The 16,723-nt window shown below is 60.9% G+C and carries 13 protein-coding genes; 6 read left to right on the plus strand and 7 right to left on the minus strand.

Translation table 11 applies throughout. The features are described from left to right. Positions 1-33: 33 nt before the first annotated feature. Genes ACQGNJ_RS14710 through ACQGNJ_RS14725 form a run of 4 tightly spaced genes read left to right on the plus strand, consistent with a single transcriptional unit; the run spans position 34 to position 5,930 of the window. Positions 34-771, plus strand: a complete 738-nt coding sequence (locus ACQGNJ_RS14710) for a type IV toxin-antitoxin system AbiEi family antitoxin domain-containing protein (protein ID WP_426689986.1) — start codon at positions 34-36, stop codon at positions 769-771. Beyond that, positions 726-1,679: a nucleotidyl transferase AbiEii/AbiGii toxin family protein gene (locus ACQGNJ_RS14715; protein WP_426689987.1), complete on the plus strand. Its 954-nt coding sequence runs from the start codon at positions 726-728 to the stop codon at positions 1,677-1,679. The genes ACQGNJ_RS14710 and ACQGNJ_RS14715 overlap by 46 nt, the downstream gene beginning before the upstream one ends. A gap of 31 nt (positions 1,680-1,710) precedes the next feature. Continuing rightward, positions 1,711-4,038: an AAA family ATPase gene (locus ACQGNJ_RS14720; RefSeq protein WP_426689988.1), complete on the plus strand. Its 2,328-nt coding sequence runs from the start codon at positions 1,711-1,713 to the stop codon at positions 4,036-4,038. After that, complete coding sequence (locus ACQGNJ_RS14725) at positions 4,035-5,930, plus strand: UvrD-helicase domain-containing protein (protein WP_426689989.1); 1,896 nt, start codon at positions 4,035-4,037, stop codon at positions 5,928-5,930. Before ACQGNJ_RS14720 ends, ACQGNJ_RS14725 begins: the two co-directional genes overlap by 4 nt. A 436-nt stretch (positions 5,931-6,366) precedes the next feature. On the opposite strand, the gene ACQGNJ_RS14730 is transcribed toward ACQGNJ_RS14725, so the two are convergent. Continuing rightward, entirely contained in the window at positions 6,367-8,004 is a 1,638-nt protein-coding gene (locus ACQGNJ_RS14730) for a hypothetical protein (protein ID WP_426689990.1), read from the minus strand. 287 nt (positions 8,005-8,291) lie between these two features. Here ACQGNJ_RS14730 and ACQGNJ_RS14735 point away from each other — a divergent pair, with 287 nt between their 5' ends. Together ACQGNJ_RS14735 and ACQGNJ_RS14740 are read left to right on the plus strand one after the other, a co-directional pair. Then, positions 8,292-9,596 (plus strand): hypothetical protein, encoded by a 1,305-nt coding sequence (locus ACQGNJ_RS14735; protein WP_426689991.1) that lies wholly within the window; start codon positions 8,292-8,294, stop codon positions 9,594-9,596. Positions 9,597-10,380: 784 nt separating this feature from the next. Further along, complete coding sequence (locus tag ACQGNJ_RS14740; protein ID WP_426689992.1) at positions 10,381-10,983, plus strand: hypothetical protein; 603 nt, start codon at positions 10,381-10,383, stop codon at positions 10,981-10,983. Positions 10,984-11,414: 431 nt separating this feature from the next. Here ACQGNJ_RS14740 and ACQGNJ_RS14745 read toward each other — a convergent pair whose 3' ends face one another. The 6 genes from ACQGNJ_RS14745 to ACQGNJ_RS14770 all read right to left on the minus strand — a co-directional run bounded on the left by ACQGNJ_RS14745 (position 11,415) and on the right by ACQGNJ_RS14770 (position 16,704). Next, on the minus strand, positions 11,415-11,789 hold the full coding sequence (locus ACQGNJ_RS14745; RefSeq protein WP_426689993.1) for a hypothetical protein: 375 nt from the start codon (positions 11,787-11,789) through the stop codon (positions 11,415-11,417). Positions 11,790-12,094: 305 nt separating this feature from the next. Beyond that, on the minus strand, positions 12,095-13,258 hold the full coding sequence (locus ACQGNJ_RS14750; RefSeq protein ID WP_426689994.1) for a phage major capsid protein: 1,164 nt from the start codon (positions 13,256-13,258) through the stop codon (positions 12,095-12,097). A gap of 20 nt (positions 13,259-13,278) precedes the next feature. Next, the gene (locus tag ACQGNJ_RS14755; protein ID WP_426689995.1) at positions 13,279-13,920 is read right to left on the minus strand and encodes an HK97 family phage prohead protease; all 642 of its coding nucleotides are present in this window, start codon (positions 13,918-13,920) and stop codon (positions 13,279-13,281) included. A gap of 129 nt (positions 13,921-14,049) precedes the next feature. Then, the gene (locus tag ACQGNJ_RS14760) at positions 14,050-14,214 is read right to left on the minus strand and encodes a hypothetical protein (RefSeq protein ID WP_426689996.1); all 165 of its coding nucleotides are present in this window, start codon (positions 14,212-14,214) and stop codon (positions 14,050-14,052) included. A gap of 119 nt (positions 14,215-14,333) precedes the next feature. Next, on the minus strand, positions 14,334-16,355 hold the full coding sequence (locus ACQGNJ_RS14765; RefSeq protein WP_426689997.1) for a bifunctional DNA primase/polymerase: 2,022 nt from the start codon (positions 16,353-16,355) through the stop codon (positions 14,334-14,336). Continuing rightward, a complete protein-coding gene (locus tag ACQGNJ_RS14770) occupies positions 16,348-16,704 on the minus strand; it encodes a hypothetical protein (protein WP_426689998.1) in 357 nt (118 codons plus the stop codon). Before ACQGNJ_RS14770 ends, ACQGNJ_RS14765 begins: the two co-directional genes overlap by 8 nt. Positions 16,705-16,723 lie beyond the last annotated feature (19 nt).

Consider the following 16,723-nt stretch of genomic DNA (forward strand, 5'->3'; position numbering starts at 1 on the left):
ACTTGCTCTTGGAAAAGTTGTAAAAATCGTAGTATGGCTACGACTACTTCAAGTAAGCTAAATGCGCTCTACACCCGGCTGGCACCGGGAACGCCGCTGACTTCGAAGGACTTGGCGGCGCTGGGCATCTCCGCCGACCTGGCCGTCCACTACGTCCGGACAGGTTGGCTCACCCGCTTGGCTCGCGGGGTATACGTCCGCCCGAACGACACCTTGGGACTCCATCCCAGCCTGTTGCTGTTGCAGCGCAGGTTCGAGGGGTTGCACGTGGGCGGCAAGTCGGCGTTGGACTGGTACGGCGTGCGCCAGTACGTGTCGCAACAGCCGGTGCTGCACCTGTATGGATGGATGGCAGCGCGTCTGCCGGAATGGTTCACCGAACGCTTCCCGGCCGAGTACCACCGCAAGCGCCTGTTCGACGAGCAGCCGGACGCCTTGCTGTACGTCGGCCCGTTCGAGCAGCGCAGCGGGGGGCCACAGGTGTCGGTGCCGGAGCGTGCATTGCTGGAATTGTTGAGCGAAGTCGGCTTGCGCCAGTCCTTGCAGGAAGCCCGCGAACTCGTCGAAAGCGCCTACAACCTGCGCGCCGATGTGTTGCGCGAACTGCTGCAACGCTGCACGAGCGTCAAGACCGTGCGGTTGTGCTTGCAACTCAGCCGCGAGGCGTCGCTGCCTTGGGCAGCCAAGCTCGACTCGGCCACGTTGCCGACGGGTAGCGACCGGCCTTGGGTGTCCCGATCGGCCGATGGCCTGCTGGTGCTCAAGCCATGAACCAGACTTATCTCGATACCGCGCGCCTGCTGGTGCAGGTGGCGCCGCTGGTGTTCGTGGACGACACCTTCGCGCTGAAGGGCGGTACGGCAATCAATCTGTTTGTGCGCGACATGCCACGTTTGTCGGTCGATCTCGATCTGGTCTTCCCCGATCACACGCTGCCGCGCGACGAGGCGCTGGCGCGCATCAACGAGGCCGTCCGGCAGGCTGCCGAGCGGTTGAAGAAGCGAGGGTTCCAGACACACGCGCCGGCGGCAGTAGCGGGGGAGACCAAGTTGCTAGTGCGCCGCGATGCCATTCAGGTCAAAGTCGAAGTCAACTTCGTCATGCGCGGCACCGTGCAGCCAGTGCGCCACGCTTCGCTCACACCGACTGCGCGCGATGTGTTGATGGCCGATCTGGACATCCCCGTGGTATCGCTGGGGGACGTGTACGGCGGCAAGCTGGTGGCGGCACTGGATCGGCAGCATCCGCGCGACTTGTTCGACGTAATGCAGCTCTTTGCGCATGAGGGCATCACGCCTGGCATCCGGCGCGCTTTCGTGGTCTACCTGTCCAGCAGCAACCGACCGATCCATGAAGTGCTGTTCCCGCCGCTGCGGGACATCCGGCACGACTACGCGCATAACTTCCAAGGCATGACGACCGAGCCGGTGCCGCTCGACGCACTGCTTGCTGTGCGAGAACGGATGGTGCACGAAATCCAGCAGGGCTTGGATGACGACGAGCGGCGCTTCCTGCTGTCGCTGGTTGCCGGCACGCCGGAGTGGTCGCTGCTGGGCATCGCGCATCTCGAACATCTGCCGGGCATCCGCTGGAAGCTGCACAACTTGGCGCAGTTGCAGAAGGCCGATGCGAAGAAGTTTGCCGAGCAGGCGGATGTGCTGGCCGGCAAGCTTGCATAATACATTTACAACTGCGGCGGGGGAGCGAGCCATGCGCATTGAGTTCGTCGAGATCGGTAACTTTAGAAAACTACTATCGACACGAGTGGGTTTATCTTCCGAAAAGACCGTTTTCGTAGGAGCCAACAACAGCGGAAAGACGTCGGCCATCACGGTGCTACGCTATTTCCTCGTGGATCGAGAGCGATCCAGCTTTTGCTTCAACGATTTCACGCTCGCCCATTGGCCGGCGATCAACGCGATGGGCACCGCCTGGGAAGCGGCGCATGTAGCGAAGCAGCCGCTGCCCGAATCCGAATGGGACTCGGCACTGCCGTTCCTTGATGTCTGGCTTCAAGTCGCCGAGAACGAAGTTCACTACGTCCAGAAGATCGTGCCAACCCTCGATTGGGATGGCGGACGGCTAGGCGTGCGGATGCGCTTGGAGCCGAAGGATGCTGCGCAACTACAGCAGGAATATGTGACGGCACGGACACAGGCGTTGACGCTGCAGACGGCTGGCGCCGCCCTGGCTGAGGAGCAAGGCAAGCCTGCAGCCGATTTTCAGGTTGCAATCTGGCCACAGAATCTTGTCGAGTTCCTGCAGCGCAGGTTGACAGCGTTCTTCACGGTCAGGGCCTACGTACTCGATCCGGCTGCCTGTGTCGATCCGGAGTATGGACTAGCCAAGCCGCAGGCGCTCAATGGCAGCGAGCCGATCGACGGTGACCCGTTCCGTGGCCTCATTCGCATCGACGAAATCAGCGCCCAGCGAGGTTTTGGTATGGCGGGCGAGGACAACGGCGAGGAGACCTCCGCCACCGTCAGCGGATCGCGAAAGCTGTCAGTCCAGCTCCGCCAATACTATAGTCGCCATCTCGATCCTTACGAGAACCCAGATGCGCAAGATCTTCTTGCGCTCAAGGCGATCGAGGAAGCCCAGCAAGCCTTCAACCTGCGGCTTAACGATGGCTTCAAGAATCCGCTCAAGGAAATGCACAAGCTAGGCTATCCAGGTGTCACGGACCCAAAGCTGAGCATTTCGACACGATTGCGTCCCGTTGAAGGACTGAATCACGACGCTGCCGTGCAGTTTGTCGTACCGATCCATGACGGCGAGGAAGCCATCGACCTGTACTTGCCGGAGGATTCCAACGGGCTTGGCTACCAGAATCTCATCTCTATGGTCTTCCGCCTCATGGCCTTCCGCGATAGTTGGATGCGTGTTGGCAAGGCCAGGCACAAGGCTTCCGACGACACGATCATCCCGCCCTTGCATTTGGTACTGATCGAAGAGCCTGAAGTGCATCTTCACACCCAGGTCCAGCAGGTTTTCATCCGCCAGGCGCACAAGATTCTGCGTAATCATGGTGACCTCGGCACGAGCAATAATTTCGTGACGCAAATGGTGGTCAGCACTCATTCGAGCCACATCGCTCACGAGTGCGAGTTTGATTCTCTGCGCTATTTCCGCCGCCTCCCAGGCGGTCAAAAGGCGATTCCGACCTCGTGCGTCGTCAACCTGGAAAATGCGTTTGGTGCCGATCCGGACACCAAGCGATTCGTAACCCGCTACCTGCGCGTTACCCACTGCGACCTGTTCTTTGCCGATGCCGCAGTCTTGATCGAGGGGCCAGCCGAACGCATCCTCGTGCCCAATTTTGTGAACTGCCATCTGGAGTTCGAGAAGCTCTCGGAGAGCTACATCACCTGGCTTGAAATCGGTGGCAGTCATGCCCACAAGCTGCGCAGCCTGATCGAGAAGATCGGGCTCACCACGCTGGTCATCACCGACATCGACTCCTGCAACGCGGCAGGTGCCAGCGCACCTCCGGTGCGAGGTGCAGGCTGCACGACACGCAATGCAACTCTGCGGACGTGGTGGCCCGTCATCAATGACCTCGATCCACTGCTCGACAAGCCCGAGAACGAAAAGGTAAAAACCTACTCAGACGAGAATTTTTCGGTGCGCGTTGCCTACCAGTCGCCCATCCAGGCAACGTTCAAAGGCGCTACCGCCGAGGCGCTTTCCTACACCTTGGAAGACGCGATAGTGATGGCAAATCTCGACCTGTTTGAGGCATTGCCTGGAACTGGACTCATCGCCAAGTTTCGCGCCGCCATCACCAATAGCGCCGATCTGACGGCCCTGAGCGGGGCACTGAAGACCGCGCTCGAAGGCGGGGGCAAAGCTGAATTCGCACTCGATCTGCTTGAGATTGAAGACCCGCTTTCGCTGAATTCCCCGGCCTACATCCGCGATGGCTTGCTGTGGCTAGCAGATCAGCTTGAGCACAAGCAAGTCGAACTCGGGCTCGCTCAGATGGCGGGCGAAGGTCCGGTCGAAGCGGCCGCCGCAGCCGAGGAGATAGCGGCGTGAACAACGTTGTCGGAGCGCTGTCAAACGTTACGCTCGACGATCATGTAGAAGAAGAGCTGACTGGGTTCCTGAGCTTGGAGAAGCCCACGAGCTTCTTTCTGTTTGCCGGTGCAGGCTCGGGTAAGACGCGCTCACTTGTAAACGCTCTGAACTATTTGGCGAAGACCTACCGCGATACGCTTCGTATGCGCGGGCGGCAGGTTGCCGTAATCACCTACACTAATGCGGCATGTGACGAGATTGTGCGGCGCACGGAATACGATCCGCTATTCGTGGTGTGCACTATCCATAGTTTCGCCTGGTCGCAGATACAAGGGTTCAACGCGGATATTCGTGCTTGGTTGAAAGACAACCTGCAACGTGAGGTTGCCGACCTTCAAGCCGAAGAAGGGAAGGGCAGGCCCGGCACCAAGGCGTCGGTCGCCCGTCAAGCTCAAATCGATTCTAAGCAGCGTCGGTTGGAGCGGCTCGCCGATATCAAGACCTTTACCTACAATCCCAACGGCGACAATAGAGAACGTAACTCGCTGAACCACAGCGAAGTCATCAAGATATTTTCGACGTTCCTGCTCACGAAGCCGCTCATGCGGCGCATGTTCGTCGAGAAGTTCCCATTCCTGCTGATCGATGAGAGCCAAGACACCAGCCGGGCACTAATTGACGCCCTGTTCGTCTTGCAGAACGCGCATGCTGATCGCTTTTGCCTGGGCTTGATTGGCGACACGATGCAGCGCATCTACCCGGATGGCAAAGAGCGGATCGAAAGCGAGATACCGAAGAGCTGGGCGACTCCGGAAAAGAAGCTAAACCACCGCTGCCCCCGCCGCATTGTCCGGCTCATCAATCAGATTCGCGGTGGCGCTGACAATCACAAGCAGGAGCCGCGCGACGACCGGCCGGAAGGCTGGGCGAGACTCTTTGTGTTCTCAGTCGATGTGCCGGATAAGCCTGTCTTGGAGCAAAGAGTCCGGAACTACATGGCGGGGCTAACTGGAGATCAGAATTGGGCCAGCGCCAGCGAATGCAAAATCCTGACGCTAGAACATCATATGGCCGCCAAGCGGATGGGCTTCCTGAAAATGTTCGAAGCGCTGGCTTCCATTGATGACTACCGGACGAGCTTTCTCGAAGGCAGCTTTGCGCCGACCCGATTCTTTACCCATTACGTTCTGCCGCTCGTCACGGCGCAGCAGAAGGGCGATAAATTCGTTACGGCAAAGCTGGTACGGGAAAACTCCCCGCTACTCAGCAAGGAAACCTTGAAGGGCAATGACGAGCCGCTGGCACAACTTCGTGCCGCACAGGCTGCCATCGATAGCCTGATGGTTCTATGGGCTAACGGCGAGCCCACCTGCGCTGCGATCGCAGCGAACATCGCCGAAACCAACCTCTTCGTGATCCCCGACCGTCTCAAAGCCGCATTGGCCGCCAAGCACGCCGAGCCGGGAGGGGCACCAGACGACGAAAAGGCTGATCCTGTCAGTGATCAGATCGCGGCACTCGTCGCGTTCCTTGACTGTGCATTCTCGGAAATAGCGCCGTATGCCGCATACGTCGCGCACGAGGCTCCGTTCGATACCCATCAAGGGGTGAAGGGGTTGGAATTCGAGCGCGTCATGGTTCTCATGGATGATGGGGAGGCCCGAGGCTTCTTGTTCGGCTACGACAAGCTGCTAGGTGCAAAAGCGCCTACGGCCGCCGACATCAAGAATGCACAGGAGGGCAGAGAAACCTCCGTGGATCGTACGCGGCGCTTGTTCTATGTGACTTGCAGTCGCGCTCTATCTAGCTTGGCTCTCGTGGTCTATTCTCCAGACCCTGCTGCAGTTCGGGCACATGTCATCGCAGATGAGTGGTTCACGGCAGATGAGGTTCTATCCGAATTACCTTAGACGGGCGGGCTGTCTCCAATGCTTGAAGGAGTGCGTCAACGCTGATTCCGCATATGCTGGAGGCGTCTATGGGTGCGCCTGTGAATTCATCCAATGTGATGGGCCGAAGTTCGGCTACTTGTTCGGTATGATCGACCACGATTGATGATGGTGTCGCCAGAGTCGCCCCCCAGATCGCTCCATTTTCCGCGCCAGCAAAGGGCGTGTGTTTCTGACGGTAAAAGCGACGGTAAAGGCCTTATGTCGATCACAGCCAAATCCTTTAACCATGCGGGTTTGGGCGGCTTGTTGATGATCGAGTGGAGGAAAGCACAGCGCTCCTTTATTTGAGGAGAAGCGAGCGCTGATCTAAGGTGAGATCCGTTGGGGTCGCACCTTCATGAATACACTACAAGTTTGACTTGAGTTATATCGGATCGAGGCCAAGCTCCGCAGCTCAGCCGCGCAAGCGCGAGATCAAGCGTTTCACTCGTACCCGATCCTCCGGCAGCAGATGAAAGTAAGGTACCGTGAATAGCGTTCCGAACTCACGGCTGACACGACCATCCGGAACCTCAGAAGCCACACGTTCGAACGCCGGATTGAATCGGCGCACTTCCCAGCCGGTTTGCTCAAGGATAGTCTCGGCATTCACGCTGTCCGGACCTGACAACGCCAGCTCGCCGACACGAGCCACATCTGCGAGCGGATCGCGATCGAACGCGGGCCCATCGAACGTCAAGTAGAGGTCAAGTGTTGGGTGGAAATGCGGCAAGCCGCCACCGAGCATGCGGCTCGCTTCTACGAAACCGTCCATCTCAAGTTCGGCGATCGCTTCCTCGAGCTCTCCTTCGGTGTTTTCGCTGAAGGCGGATTGAAGCTTTTCGACATCGACGAAGTCATGCTGACCGTCGGAACAGTTCTCAGCGACCCAGACGCCGATCTTGCGTGCGAGCAATGAGATCTGGAGATCGAGTGCCATGAGGTTTTTCGGATCATCCGGATTCATAGTCGGCTCCTTGATAGTGAGGAGCAACGACGACTGATCGATCGTCGGCGATGGCGAGCCGCCCAGCCAGCCGTCGAGCCTGTCGGTGACTTTCTGGCTGATCGCGGCAAAATGCCTGATGTCCTCGCCGACGAGCTGCACGGTCTCACCGACCTTGGCGTCACTCGCGTGCATCGCGAACTTGTCGTCCACGACGCCCAGGTTGTGACCGATGATATGGCGCTTCTGGATGTTGAGCTTCAATGCGGCGAGCTCGGGCTCCGCGAGATCTTTGAACGGGTCGATTCCGAGCTCCCCGAACCGCTTTAGTGTCTTATCGACGTTCTGGAAATCGTTGCCGACTTTCGGGGCTGGACCGGTATCGACTTTCGCCTTTCCATGGAGATAGACTGTTTTCAGCGTCGCCTCGAACGCGGTGAGGACGTCTTCATGGGCATTGCCCAAGAGACGATAGGCGAGCTCCTCGTTTTCGGTGCCGACGCTTTCGGCGAGCGACACCTGACCGTCGACTAGTTCGACTTCGCGCAGGAAATGAAGTCTCAAATTCGGGGCGCCACAGTCCGGGCAGAAAAGACCTATCGCGAAGACGCCATAGTCGCGACCGCAATGGTCACAAACCAGTTCGCGCATGAGGTCCTGGCGAGTAAAGCGCGGTTTCGGTTGAGGAGTGCTCTGTTTGACGCTTGCGGTGATCCGGATCGGACCTCTGCTTGATCTTCCGCTGAAGACGTTCTTGAGCATTTCAGCGAGAGCATCCTGGACGTCTTGGGCCGCTTCGTGCTTGACCAATTCCACGGCGGCTTTGACGTCGTCGGGATGCCTGAAGGCGTCGTCGTCGGCAACGGTGCCGCTGTAAGGGCACACCGTCTGCTTCGTTCGCGGCTCCAGCTTCATCCTTGCACGCAGCGCATCCGTCAAAGGTATGTCGGCAACGACTTGGCCGAGCACAAAGTGGCGGGGATGTGCAGTTTCATTCGGTGAGAAGCGATAGGTGCGACCATCGGGAGTACGTGGCACAGGCAGGCTGAGTCGCATATGACTGCCGGTGCCGCCGGTTCGATAGCGGTTGAGTCGTGAAAATTTCATGGCGCTCTTTCCTCCGTCCCACACCCACTCCATAGATAGTAAGCGTACGCTCGCTCCGTATTGGACGATATCGTCACGACGCTGCGCCGACGCGCGCCGCGATCTTCCCGTCCTCAGCGGCGCATGATTTCTTGCATTCGCGTCCTTTGGGAATCTGAAGACCAGCGTTGATTCGTTCACTCGATATTACCTTGGCGGCTTCCTTCGCGCGCTGGATAGTGATTCCAATTGTCTGACGGATCGCGCGATCAAGATATGTGCGGCCGAGGTGGGTATCTGGGGGAGTCATGAAGCGTAGTGATCTGTACCAGAAGGTGTGGTCGGTGCCGATGACCCGGCTGGCGGCCGAGCTCGGGATATCAGATGTCGGCCTGGCAAAGGCCTGTCGCCGGCACGCCGTCCCGGTCCCTCCACGCGGCTACTGGGCCAAGCTCAAGGCAGGACAGCATCCGCCGAGGCTTCCCCTGCCGGCCCCGGAACTGGATGTGGCGGTGCAGCTCGCGACCCGCGATCTGGAAGAGGTTGCCCGGCAGCAGGTAGCAGAAGAACGTCGTAGTGCAGCACTGCAGGAGCAGGCTCCGTTCGCTCGGGACCTGCCACCGCTTACGTTTGCCGCGGACCTCGAGCAAACACATCCGTTGGTGAGGGTCACGCAGCGATATTGCGACCGCCTTCCCAGGTTGATCGAGAAGTGGAAGCAAGGGCGGTCCGGCGCATGGCGGTCCGACAATCCTGGCGACTGGCTTCCAGGGGAGCAGCACGGACGATACAGCCTGATTCGAAAGGGGTGCCTTGATATCACTGCGTCCCTGGAACCCATGGACTGGACCCTGCGGTTCCATGCCACAGTGCTGGGCGGGCTGGCTGCCGGAGCCATGAAGATCGTGCGACGTGAGGGCGAGGCTGCCGCACACGCTGGCCAATCCGCCACTGCTCCTGCTGTCGAGATGCACTTCAAGGGAGAGGTACTCGCCATCAGGTTTTCCGAGGGCTATAGGCGCATCCGGCTTTCCCCGAAGGAGTTTGCTGCACGGAAGAAGGAGACGTCCTGGGCGAGCGAATACGAAATGCGACCCTCGGGGAATTTCACCTTCAGTATCTCCGGTACGGAGTACCAGGCACGCAGGGAGTGGAAAGGATCCAGAGAAAAACTGCAGGGCCAGGTCGACGAGATCGTACGTACGGCTTTCCAGCTGGCATGCCTGCAGCCGCAACTGCGCCGGGACCGGAAGGCGAGGGAAATCGAAGCAGAGAAGGCAGCTGCATTAGAGGCACGCAAGCAATGCCAGAGGGAGGCCACGGCCGAGCAGTTGAAGCAGGCCTTCCTGATGATGGATGCGGATGCCCGCGTCAGCCGGTTGCAGGCTTTCCTGGCTCGATTGGAGAAGCGGGCGCCGGATCTTCGTGAGCCCTTGGGCGAGCGGGCGGCTGTTTGGGTGCGTGTCGTGCGCGAGGAATTGTCCCGCCGCAGTCCTGTAGATGAGATCTTGGAGCGCTGCCTGACGGTCCCGTCATGGAAGGCCTGGCCTCCTGCATGGTGGCCAGATGATGGACAGCAGGGCAAAGACGGGGGAGAGGACCTCGAAAGCTGAGCGCGGTGGTCCACAGATGAAGTCGAGAGGTGTAAATGGAATCCCATTCCGAAGCGGTGCGACCAGTGCAGATGCCATATCTTCGCAGACGAAAAAGCCGCCCTGGTGAGGAGCGGCGCTGAATGGTGCCCGAGGCCGGAATCGAACCGGCATGACCGCAAGGTCGAGGGATTTTCTTACCACTTCGGCTTTCGCCGCCAGCGCAAGCGCTGTTCGTGGTCTGGAGCACGCCTTCACCGTAGCTTTGCAAGCCGTAGGTGCCCGCCGTCTGCTCTCTACACCTTCCTCCAACTTTGGTTCGGAGGCTTGGCTCGGCATTGGCTCGAATGCTTGTGGCATCCAGGGCGTTCACCGAATTTGACGGATTTCACCTCGAGGGTTTCCCCTGGAGGGCTCAAATTGCTTTAAGTCCCTTGTGTCTACCAGTTTCACCACTCGGGCTGGTTTGACTCGTTGCTGAGCTGATGTTCGCCCGGGTAAGCCGGGATTGCTTCAACTTTACCGCTCGCATGACTCCTAGGTGACACCTAGAGCTTAGGCGGTTCATTTGGAACGCCTACTCGAAGACCGAAAAAGCGCGCTGCATCTAGCTTTGTGACCTACATATTCATTGGAAAAAGAATTGACAAGAGAGATTTTAAGTCGCAGGGGGTGATTGTTGCCGACAGTTGAAGGCGTTTAGCTTCAATGGGTTATCTGTTGGCTGGAGCTGCTGATTACTAGCAATTCTCGGCTTCCGTGTCCCGCCAGTGTCCCAAGGGCGCGACGTGGAGAGGTTGGCGGCATGGGGATGACGGCTGGAATTCATGGCGGACTTTTCCCACAGCTTTTCATCGCCACCGCTGCCAATATCCAGACACCGCCACCAACAAAGGACAACAACATCATGCTTCCTTTCGTTTCACTCGATCACTTCGAGACAACTACGGTAGATCAGATCCAGCCCGGCAAACTGTTCTACTTGATCTCGGAAAACTCGGTGCTCTCTGGACTGTATCTGCGAACCAACGGCTTTGATGGGTCGCGTTCGTGCGGTTATCTATGCCTCGACAATGGGGCGGATTTACTACGATTGAGAATTGCCCAGCACGCGAACAACCTCACTGCACTAGCGATACAAGCCCATGAGTTAGGCTTCAAGTCGGCTGGGCCGCGAGCGACCCTTGAGGGCGATTCGCAAGTCGGCGCACTGATTGTCAACCGGGACGGCTTTCAGCTCGGAGTGCGCGATTTGGAGGCTCGGAATTCCACGTATCTTTCGGTGAGTGCTTGGCAACCATATGAACACGATGGTTCCGGGACCGCGCATTTCTCGAATTGGACGCTGGTCGATCGCAAGGCCGACGGGAGCGAGGTCGTCTTGGTGAGTTGGCCGCCTGCCATTTGATGCGTCCAGGTCGTCGGTTCCACCTGACGTGCTGCGTCGGCTGTTGCCTGACGCTGGTCGGCTCGGGCCAGACTCGCGGGACGGGGAAAGATTCGCACGGCATGATAGCCAGCGACGTAGGCGCTCGGCGCGGCAACGTGTAGTCGCATCGCGGAAGCTCTACATCGAGGGAATCGGCAGTTAGACTAATCGTGGGCGGGACAATTTTGCCCCTCCCTCTCCAAAAGGAAAAAAATCATGGCACATCGTAAATAGAAATCCCGCCGGCGGAAGCGGGCAAAGGCTCCCACAAAGCGTTTTGAGATTATGCGATTCGCAGCGTGGCTAAGCGTGTTCGTGAATGTCTTGCAAGTCGTCTAGATTTTGGTCGACCTCTGTATGTGATCGAGTATCCGGCCCCTCGCAGCAATGCGGGGGGCTTTCTTTCGAACTCAGTCGTCGAAGTCGTTGCGCTGGGGCTTCGGTGCTGCCGTCACACGCGATGCTGCCGCGGGCGTCATGCCCAGATCAGCCAGCAAGGATTGCAGGCGTGCAAGTTTGACCGCGGGGAACTCTGCTGGCGCGGCGCGGAACTGCTGGAACAGGGATGCAGCGATCTCGACGGCCAGGCGGTCACGATCGGCGAGCACGCCCTCAGGACACGCCTTCACGATCAAATCCCACGCCTTGCGGAAGGTAATCGGCGCCTGCTTGGGGGCTGAACCGATCGGGCCGCGGGGTGTTGGGTCGGTACGGGTGCGCTGCGGATTCTTCGCGAAGGCGCCCGACAGCTGCAATACGTTGCTCGGTTTGCGATGGGCCACCATGGCGAATACCTCAAGTGTGGACGCGTGAATTTAGGGGCCTGCGCGGTCTTCGTGATCGCGCTCGGGAGCTTTGATTCCGCCCTCGGGGGGCCTCAAGCTGCAGCGCGTTGCGTCGGGCTGGAGTGGTTGCCCCGACGGCCGATCGCGCGACCGTCGGGGCTGGTTGCTGACTCACCGGCGAGGATCGCCACAAGGGCTACACCGGCGCCAACTGCTGGCGTTGTTTTCATCCCATGACTGCCCAGCTACACGGGGCGGGCCGGCTCAAAAACTTGGCGCACCGGCACCGCGCACTGCGCCTTGTCTTACGTGGTCGGGGTCAGATCCACCTTGAGCACCGCACCGGGCGAGAACACCGCCAAGCCCAGGCGACCCTCGCCAAGCAAGATCGTCTGGTTCGACGTGAAGCGTGCCTCGCGGCTGGCCTGCACCGTGACCTGTTCGCGATCAAGCAACGCCATCTGGCTCAGGTCGGCCACGATCGCAGTTCCTGCCGGCACCGATGCCGACTGGATCACGGGCGTATTCCAGAGCACCGGCGGTGCTGGGGCGACGGGCGAGCCCAGCAGATACGTTCCTTCGGTGGTGCTGCGCGTGCGGGTGATTTTGCCCCAGTCCGTCGGGTTCATGATGATGGCCGGCTGACCTGCCCAGCCTGCTGCAGCCAGCGCGGTCACGGCCTCGCCGATACGATCCTGCGCATCATCGGCAGTCGCAGCAAATACCGTCGCCTGCGGAATGATGCCCTTGATCTTGCCAGTGCCACCGACCCCGTTCAGTACCTGATTTTCGGCACGCATGAACACGCCGATGCGCAGCAGGTTGTCGATTTGCGCTTCCAGGCTCGGCGCATCCGCCAGCACCTGATTGGATACCGGGATCCAGTGCGCGATGGTGGCGATCGTTGCCACGGCATCCACGGTCGGGAAGCCGCCCTCGGCTTTCTCCGCGCCCTCGGTGGCCTGATAGTCCGCGGCGTTCGAGTAGGACGGATCCAGCTGCGTGAACTCATAGCTGCCGGTCGTGACGGGGATGGCGCGCAATGCTTCCATCAGGGTCAGCGGACGCACCGCGAAGCCCCACAGGTTGTTGCTGTCCCGATCGTTCTGGACCGTGTAGCCCTGATCGCCGACGCCACCGCGGCCGGTATTCACGACAGCTTTGCAAAGCATCTTCACCGAACTGTTTTTCAGCTCGATTCGACCGGTGCTGTTCTGGCCGCCCAGAAACGCCTTGAGGCCGTCGGACTCGACGAAAGAGCGGACCGGGTTCGGCGCTGCGTTGAAGTTGCCGCCACCGTGCAGGCCGCGGCCCTTCATCTCGGCGACTTCCTGCTCGATACCGGCAAGGCGCTCCCGCTGTTCGTCGCGCTCAGTCTTCAGTGCTTTGATTTCCAGACGATCGGCCGCGGCCTTCGCCTCGATCTTTTCCGCGTGCTCGCGCACGGCTTCGATGATTTCGTTTTCCATGGTTTTTTGCCTCGATAGGGTTAGGAAAGGCGCAGCGCACGCCGCACCTGTTCAGCAGTCACGCCGGGCGGCGCATCGTCTCGACGCTGTGCCGTACCGTCTCGGTACAACACCGGCCAGCCCACGGCCGCTAGTTGTTTCGCTCCGCGAGCGGATAGGCCCAGCGCTTCCCGCGCCAAGTGCTCGAACTCGCGGATGGTTTTGCAATCCTTCGCAGACTTGACCGACGACACGACGGCCGCCGGGTTGTCTGCGATGGGTACAAGGGAAATTTCGTAAAGGTCGATTGCGTGGATGTGCCGGACGTTGCCGACCACCGTCGCGCCGCCTGCAGGGATCACAAAGCCGATCGAAAGCGACAACCCGCCAACCTTCGCCAGCTCGTAGGCAATGGCACCGGTCGGCGTTGCAATGGCGATTTGCCCGGCGACTTCCAGCCCGCGGCCGGTGGCGGTGGCGGTGGTGATCGCGCCGATCGGTTCATCGTGTCGATACAACAGCGGCACACGGCCCCCGCGTTGCTTCCAGACTGCCAAGGTCTGCGCCCATGCGCCCGGCTCGACCACATCTGAGGATCGGTCAAGGTCGGTTGTGGAAGCGAAGCCGGTGAAGCTGCCGGCGGCTGCCGGATCAGCGGCGAGTTTCAGTTCAAGCATTTGCATGGCGATCGTCCCGATCAGCTGGGGCGTGCGGGGCGCACGCTGACGTTGCCAGCGTGACGATTCGGCGCGCGGTCGCCTATGTCGTGGAGTGCGCTTCTATGCGGTTCCGTGCGGTTCCGTGCAACGACTTCACGCGTCGGCGCGCTGGCGCTCGATGAACTCGGCCAGGTCGGCCAGTCGATAGGTCACGCGGCCGGCAACTTTGTAGAACGGCAGCGGGCAGGTGCCAGCGCGCAGATTGCGGAGCGTGCCGGCTGCCAGCCCCACCAGTCCGGCCGCGTCGGCTTCACTCACTCGGCCATCGCCAGTGACAGGGATGGACGATGCGCGCGCCGTGGCTTCCAGCGTCGCCAGACAGTCGGCGATGCGATCCGCTAAATCCGGGACGGGAATGCGCTGGTTATTTGCGGCTCTCATTCCCCTTGTACCCCTGCACCCGGAACTGGCGCACTGGCGCGCGTTCCATGCGCCGATACGCTGGTTTGCGCTGGTTCTACAACTGGCGCTAACTGGCGCACTGGCGCAACGCTAAATTTCTCCCGTCGATGGCGCGAGTCGTTTAGATATTCCTCGACCACGATCCGGCCGCTTCGCTGTAGGTCGGTAACGGCCGCCCAAAAGTCCTCGCGTCCTCGCGTACCGCGCAACGTCGCCGGAAGATCCGGCAGGTTTTCCAGTACGCGCTGCGTCGTCGCTGGACCGCTTCGCGCGGCCGGCACGTTGACGCCATCCGCCACTGCGGCAGTGATTGCCGCCAGCACCGCGTCCGCATCCGATCCGGTTGCACCGTCGACGTACTCGGCGCGGTCGGGGATCAGCACGCCGGAAGGTGTCCAAGCGAGCCGGATCGGTGCGGCCTTTGCGCCCAGGTTCAATTTTTCCTGCACCAGCTCTTTGCCGGTGCGCGTGTCGACCAGTGCGAGGCGTGAGCGTGCCGAGTTATGCCATGCGCTGCTGCCGCTGTAGCTGTTGCCTTGCGAGCCGAACCGCGCCGCGGCCTTGTCGATGTGAGCTAGCAGCATCACGCCGGCATTGTTGCCGCGGCCCAGTCCGGCCAGCTCACGGATAAACGTCCGCACTTGCCGCCGATCATTCTCGGGGCCGTCGTAGGCGTCGCTGGCGTTGTCGATGATCAGCAGGCCGGCGCTGCCCACCGCGGCGCGCAGTTCGCCAAGCGTCGCCGTCGGCACCAGTGAGCGCATGCCGAACGCAGCATGTTCTGTCATCAGCGCGGACAGCCCGGCGCTACCGTCCAGAATCGTCAGCCCGGCCAGCACCGCGGCGGGGTCCAACTGGTAGCCCTCGATAATTTTGCGCAGCCGATAACGCACGATCTCCGCGGCATCTTCCAGCGACACAAAGAGCACCGGGCGATGTTGTACCGGAAGCCCTGCCCATGACTGGCCGGCCGCGACGTGCGCGCCGATGGCCAGCGCAAGGATTGATTTGCCCGATCCGCCATGCGATCCGAACAGCGTCAGATGGCCGGCAGGGATCAGCGGGTTAACGATGAACTGCGGCGGTGCGACCGTTGCCCCCATGACGTCGGCAATCGGCACCGGGCGCAACGTCGGCCCGGCAGGTGCATCGACTGGTTGCGGCTGGCGGCCGAACAGTTCCGATGCGCGTCGCATAGCCGCGGGATTCTGCCAGCCTTCACGCGCAGCAGCGGCAAAGATAGCGGCCGGTCCCGTGGAATCATGGCCGATCGTCTCGAACGTATCGGGGTCGGTGTCGGCGTTGTGCTTCGGGCTGGTCTCACTCCACGAGACCCACAACTCGCGCCCAGCATCGCCAAGCGCCCGCAGCGCCGCGCCGGCCTTAATCCACTGGTCACGGTCGTCGGCGTCCAGCACGGTCAGCGCGTCGCGCAGGTCCTCCAGTAGCTCGGCGGTGACCTCGACCGGCTCACCTGCTGGCGCAGTGGATACCGGCGCAGCAGCCAGCGCCGCGGCAACAAGCCAGGCCGGTGCCGTTGCAATCGGGGACAGATCCGCCCACTGATAAGCGCAGCCGTCCACCACGGTCGGCGGTGCAACGACGTAGCCGCCAGCACCCCGCACGTCCAGCGCCTTGCCCACCTTGCCGGCGCTGTTACGGATCGGCTCCGAACTGGCGAAGTAGTAGTGAAGCCCAGAGGAGGCGGTGCGCGCCGTGAGTGTCTGCGGCAATGGGCCGTGCGCGGCGATCAGCGCGGCAAGTGATTTCGCGCCGGGCTTGCCGTTGGTGTCGACGTCCAGGACGATCACCGGCGCACCGGTGGCAATGCCAATCCCTGCGGCTGGGGTTTCTGCCCACCACGCGGCGACGGTTGCGGCGTCATTGGTCGCGGCGTTCTGCCAGCCCGGCAACATCGGCAGCTTGCTACCGGGTCGCAAGGGATGGACGCGCCACCCAGCCGCGGCCAGCTGCGCGGCGTACTCAAGATTATTCATCGGGGGTTTCCTCGGTGTCGTGCTGGCGCTCGATGGCTTCCAGCGCGGCGATTGATCGGCATAGGGCGGTGGACAGGCGACGCGCGCCGGATAACGTGGACAGGTCAGGCACGCATGAGCGCCAGCCCGACGTGATCGCGGCCATCGCCCGGCCATGCGAAGCGACGTCTGCGGCAATTGCGGCCTCAGTTCTCGGCGGCGGTGCTGCTTCGCCTTCAACGAGGGTCAGCACTTCAATTGCACGGACCAGAGAATCGGCGCGGTCCAGTAAGTCGAAAGCCTGCGCCACCGTCGGGCGTCTCGTCGTTAACGTCGCCGTCGCTTTCGTGAGTCCGGCAAGCGCGTACACAACGCGTTTCGCGGCGTGG

This window comes from Rhodanobacter ginsengiterrae (assembly GCF_050026815.1).
GTDB classification, from domain to species: Bacteria; Pseudomonadota; Gammaproteobacteria; order Xanthomonadales; family Rhodanobacteraceae; genus Rhodanobacter; species Rhodanobacter ginsengiterrae.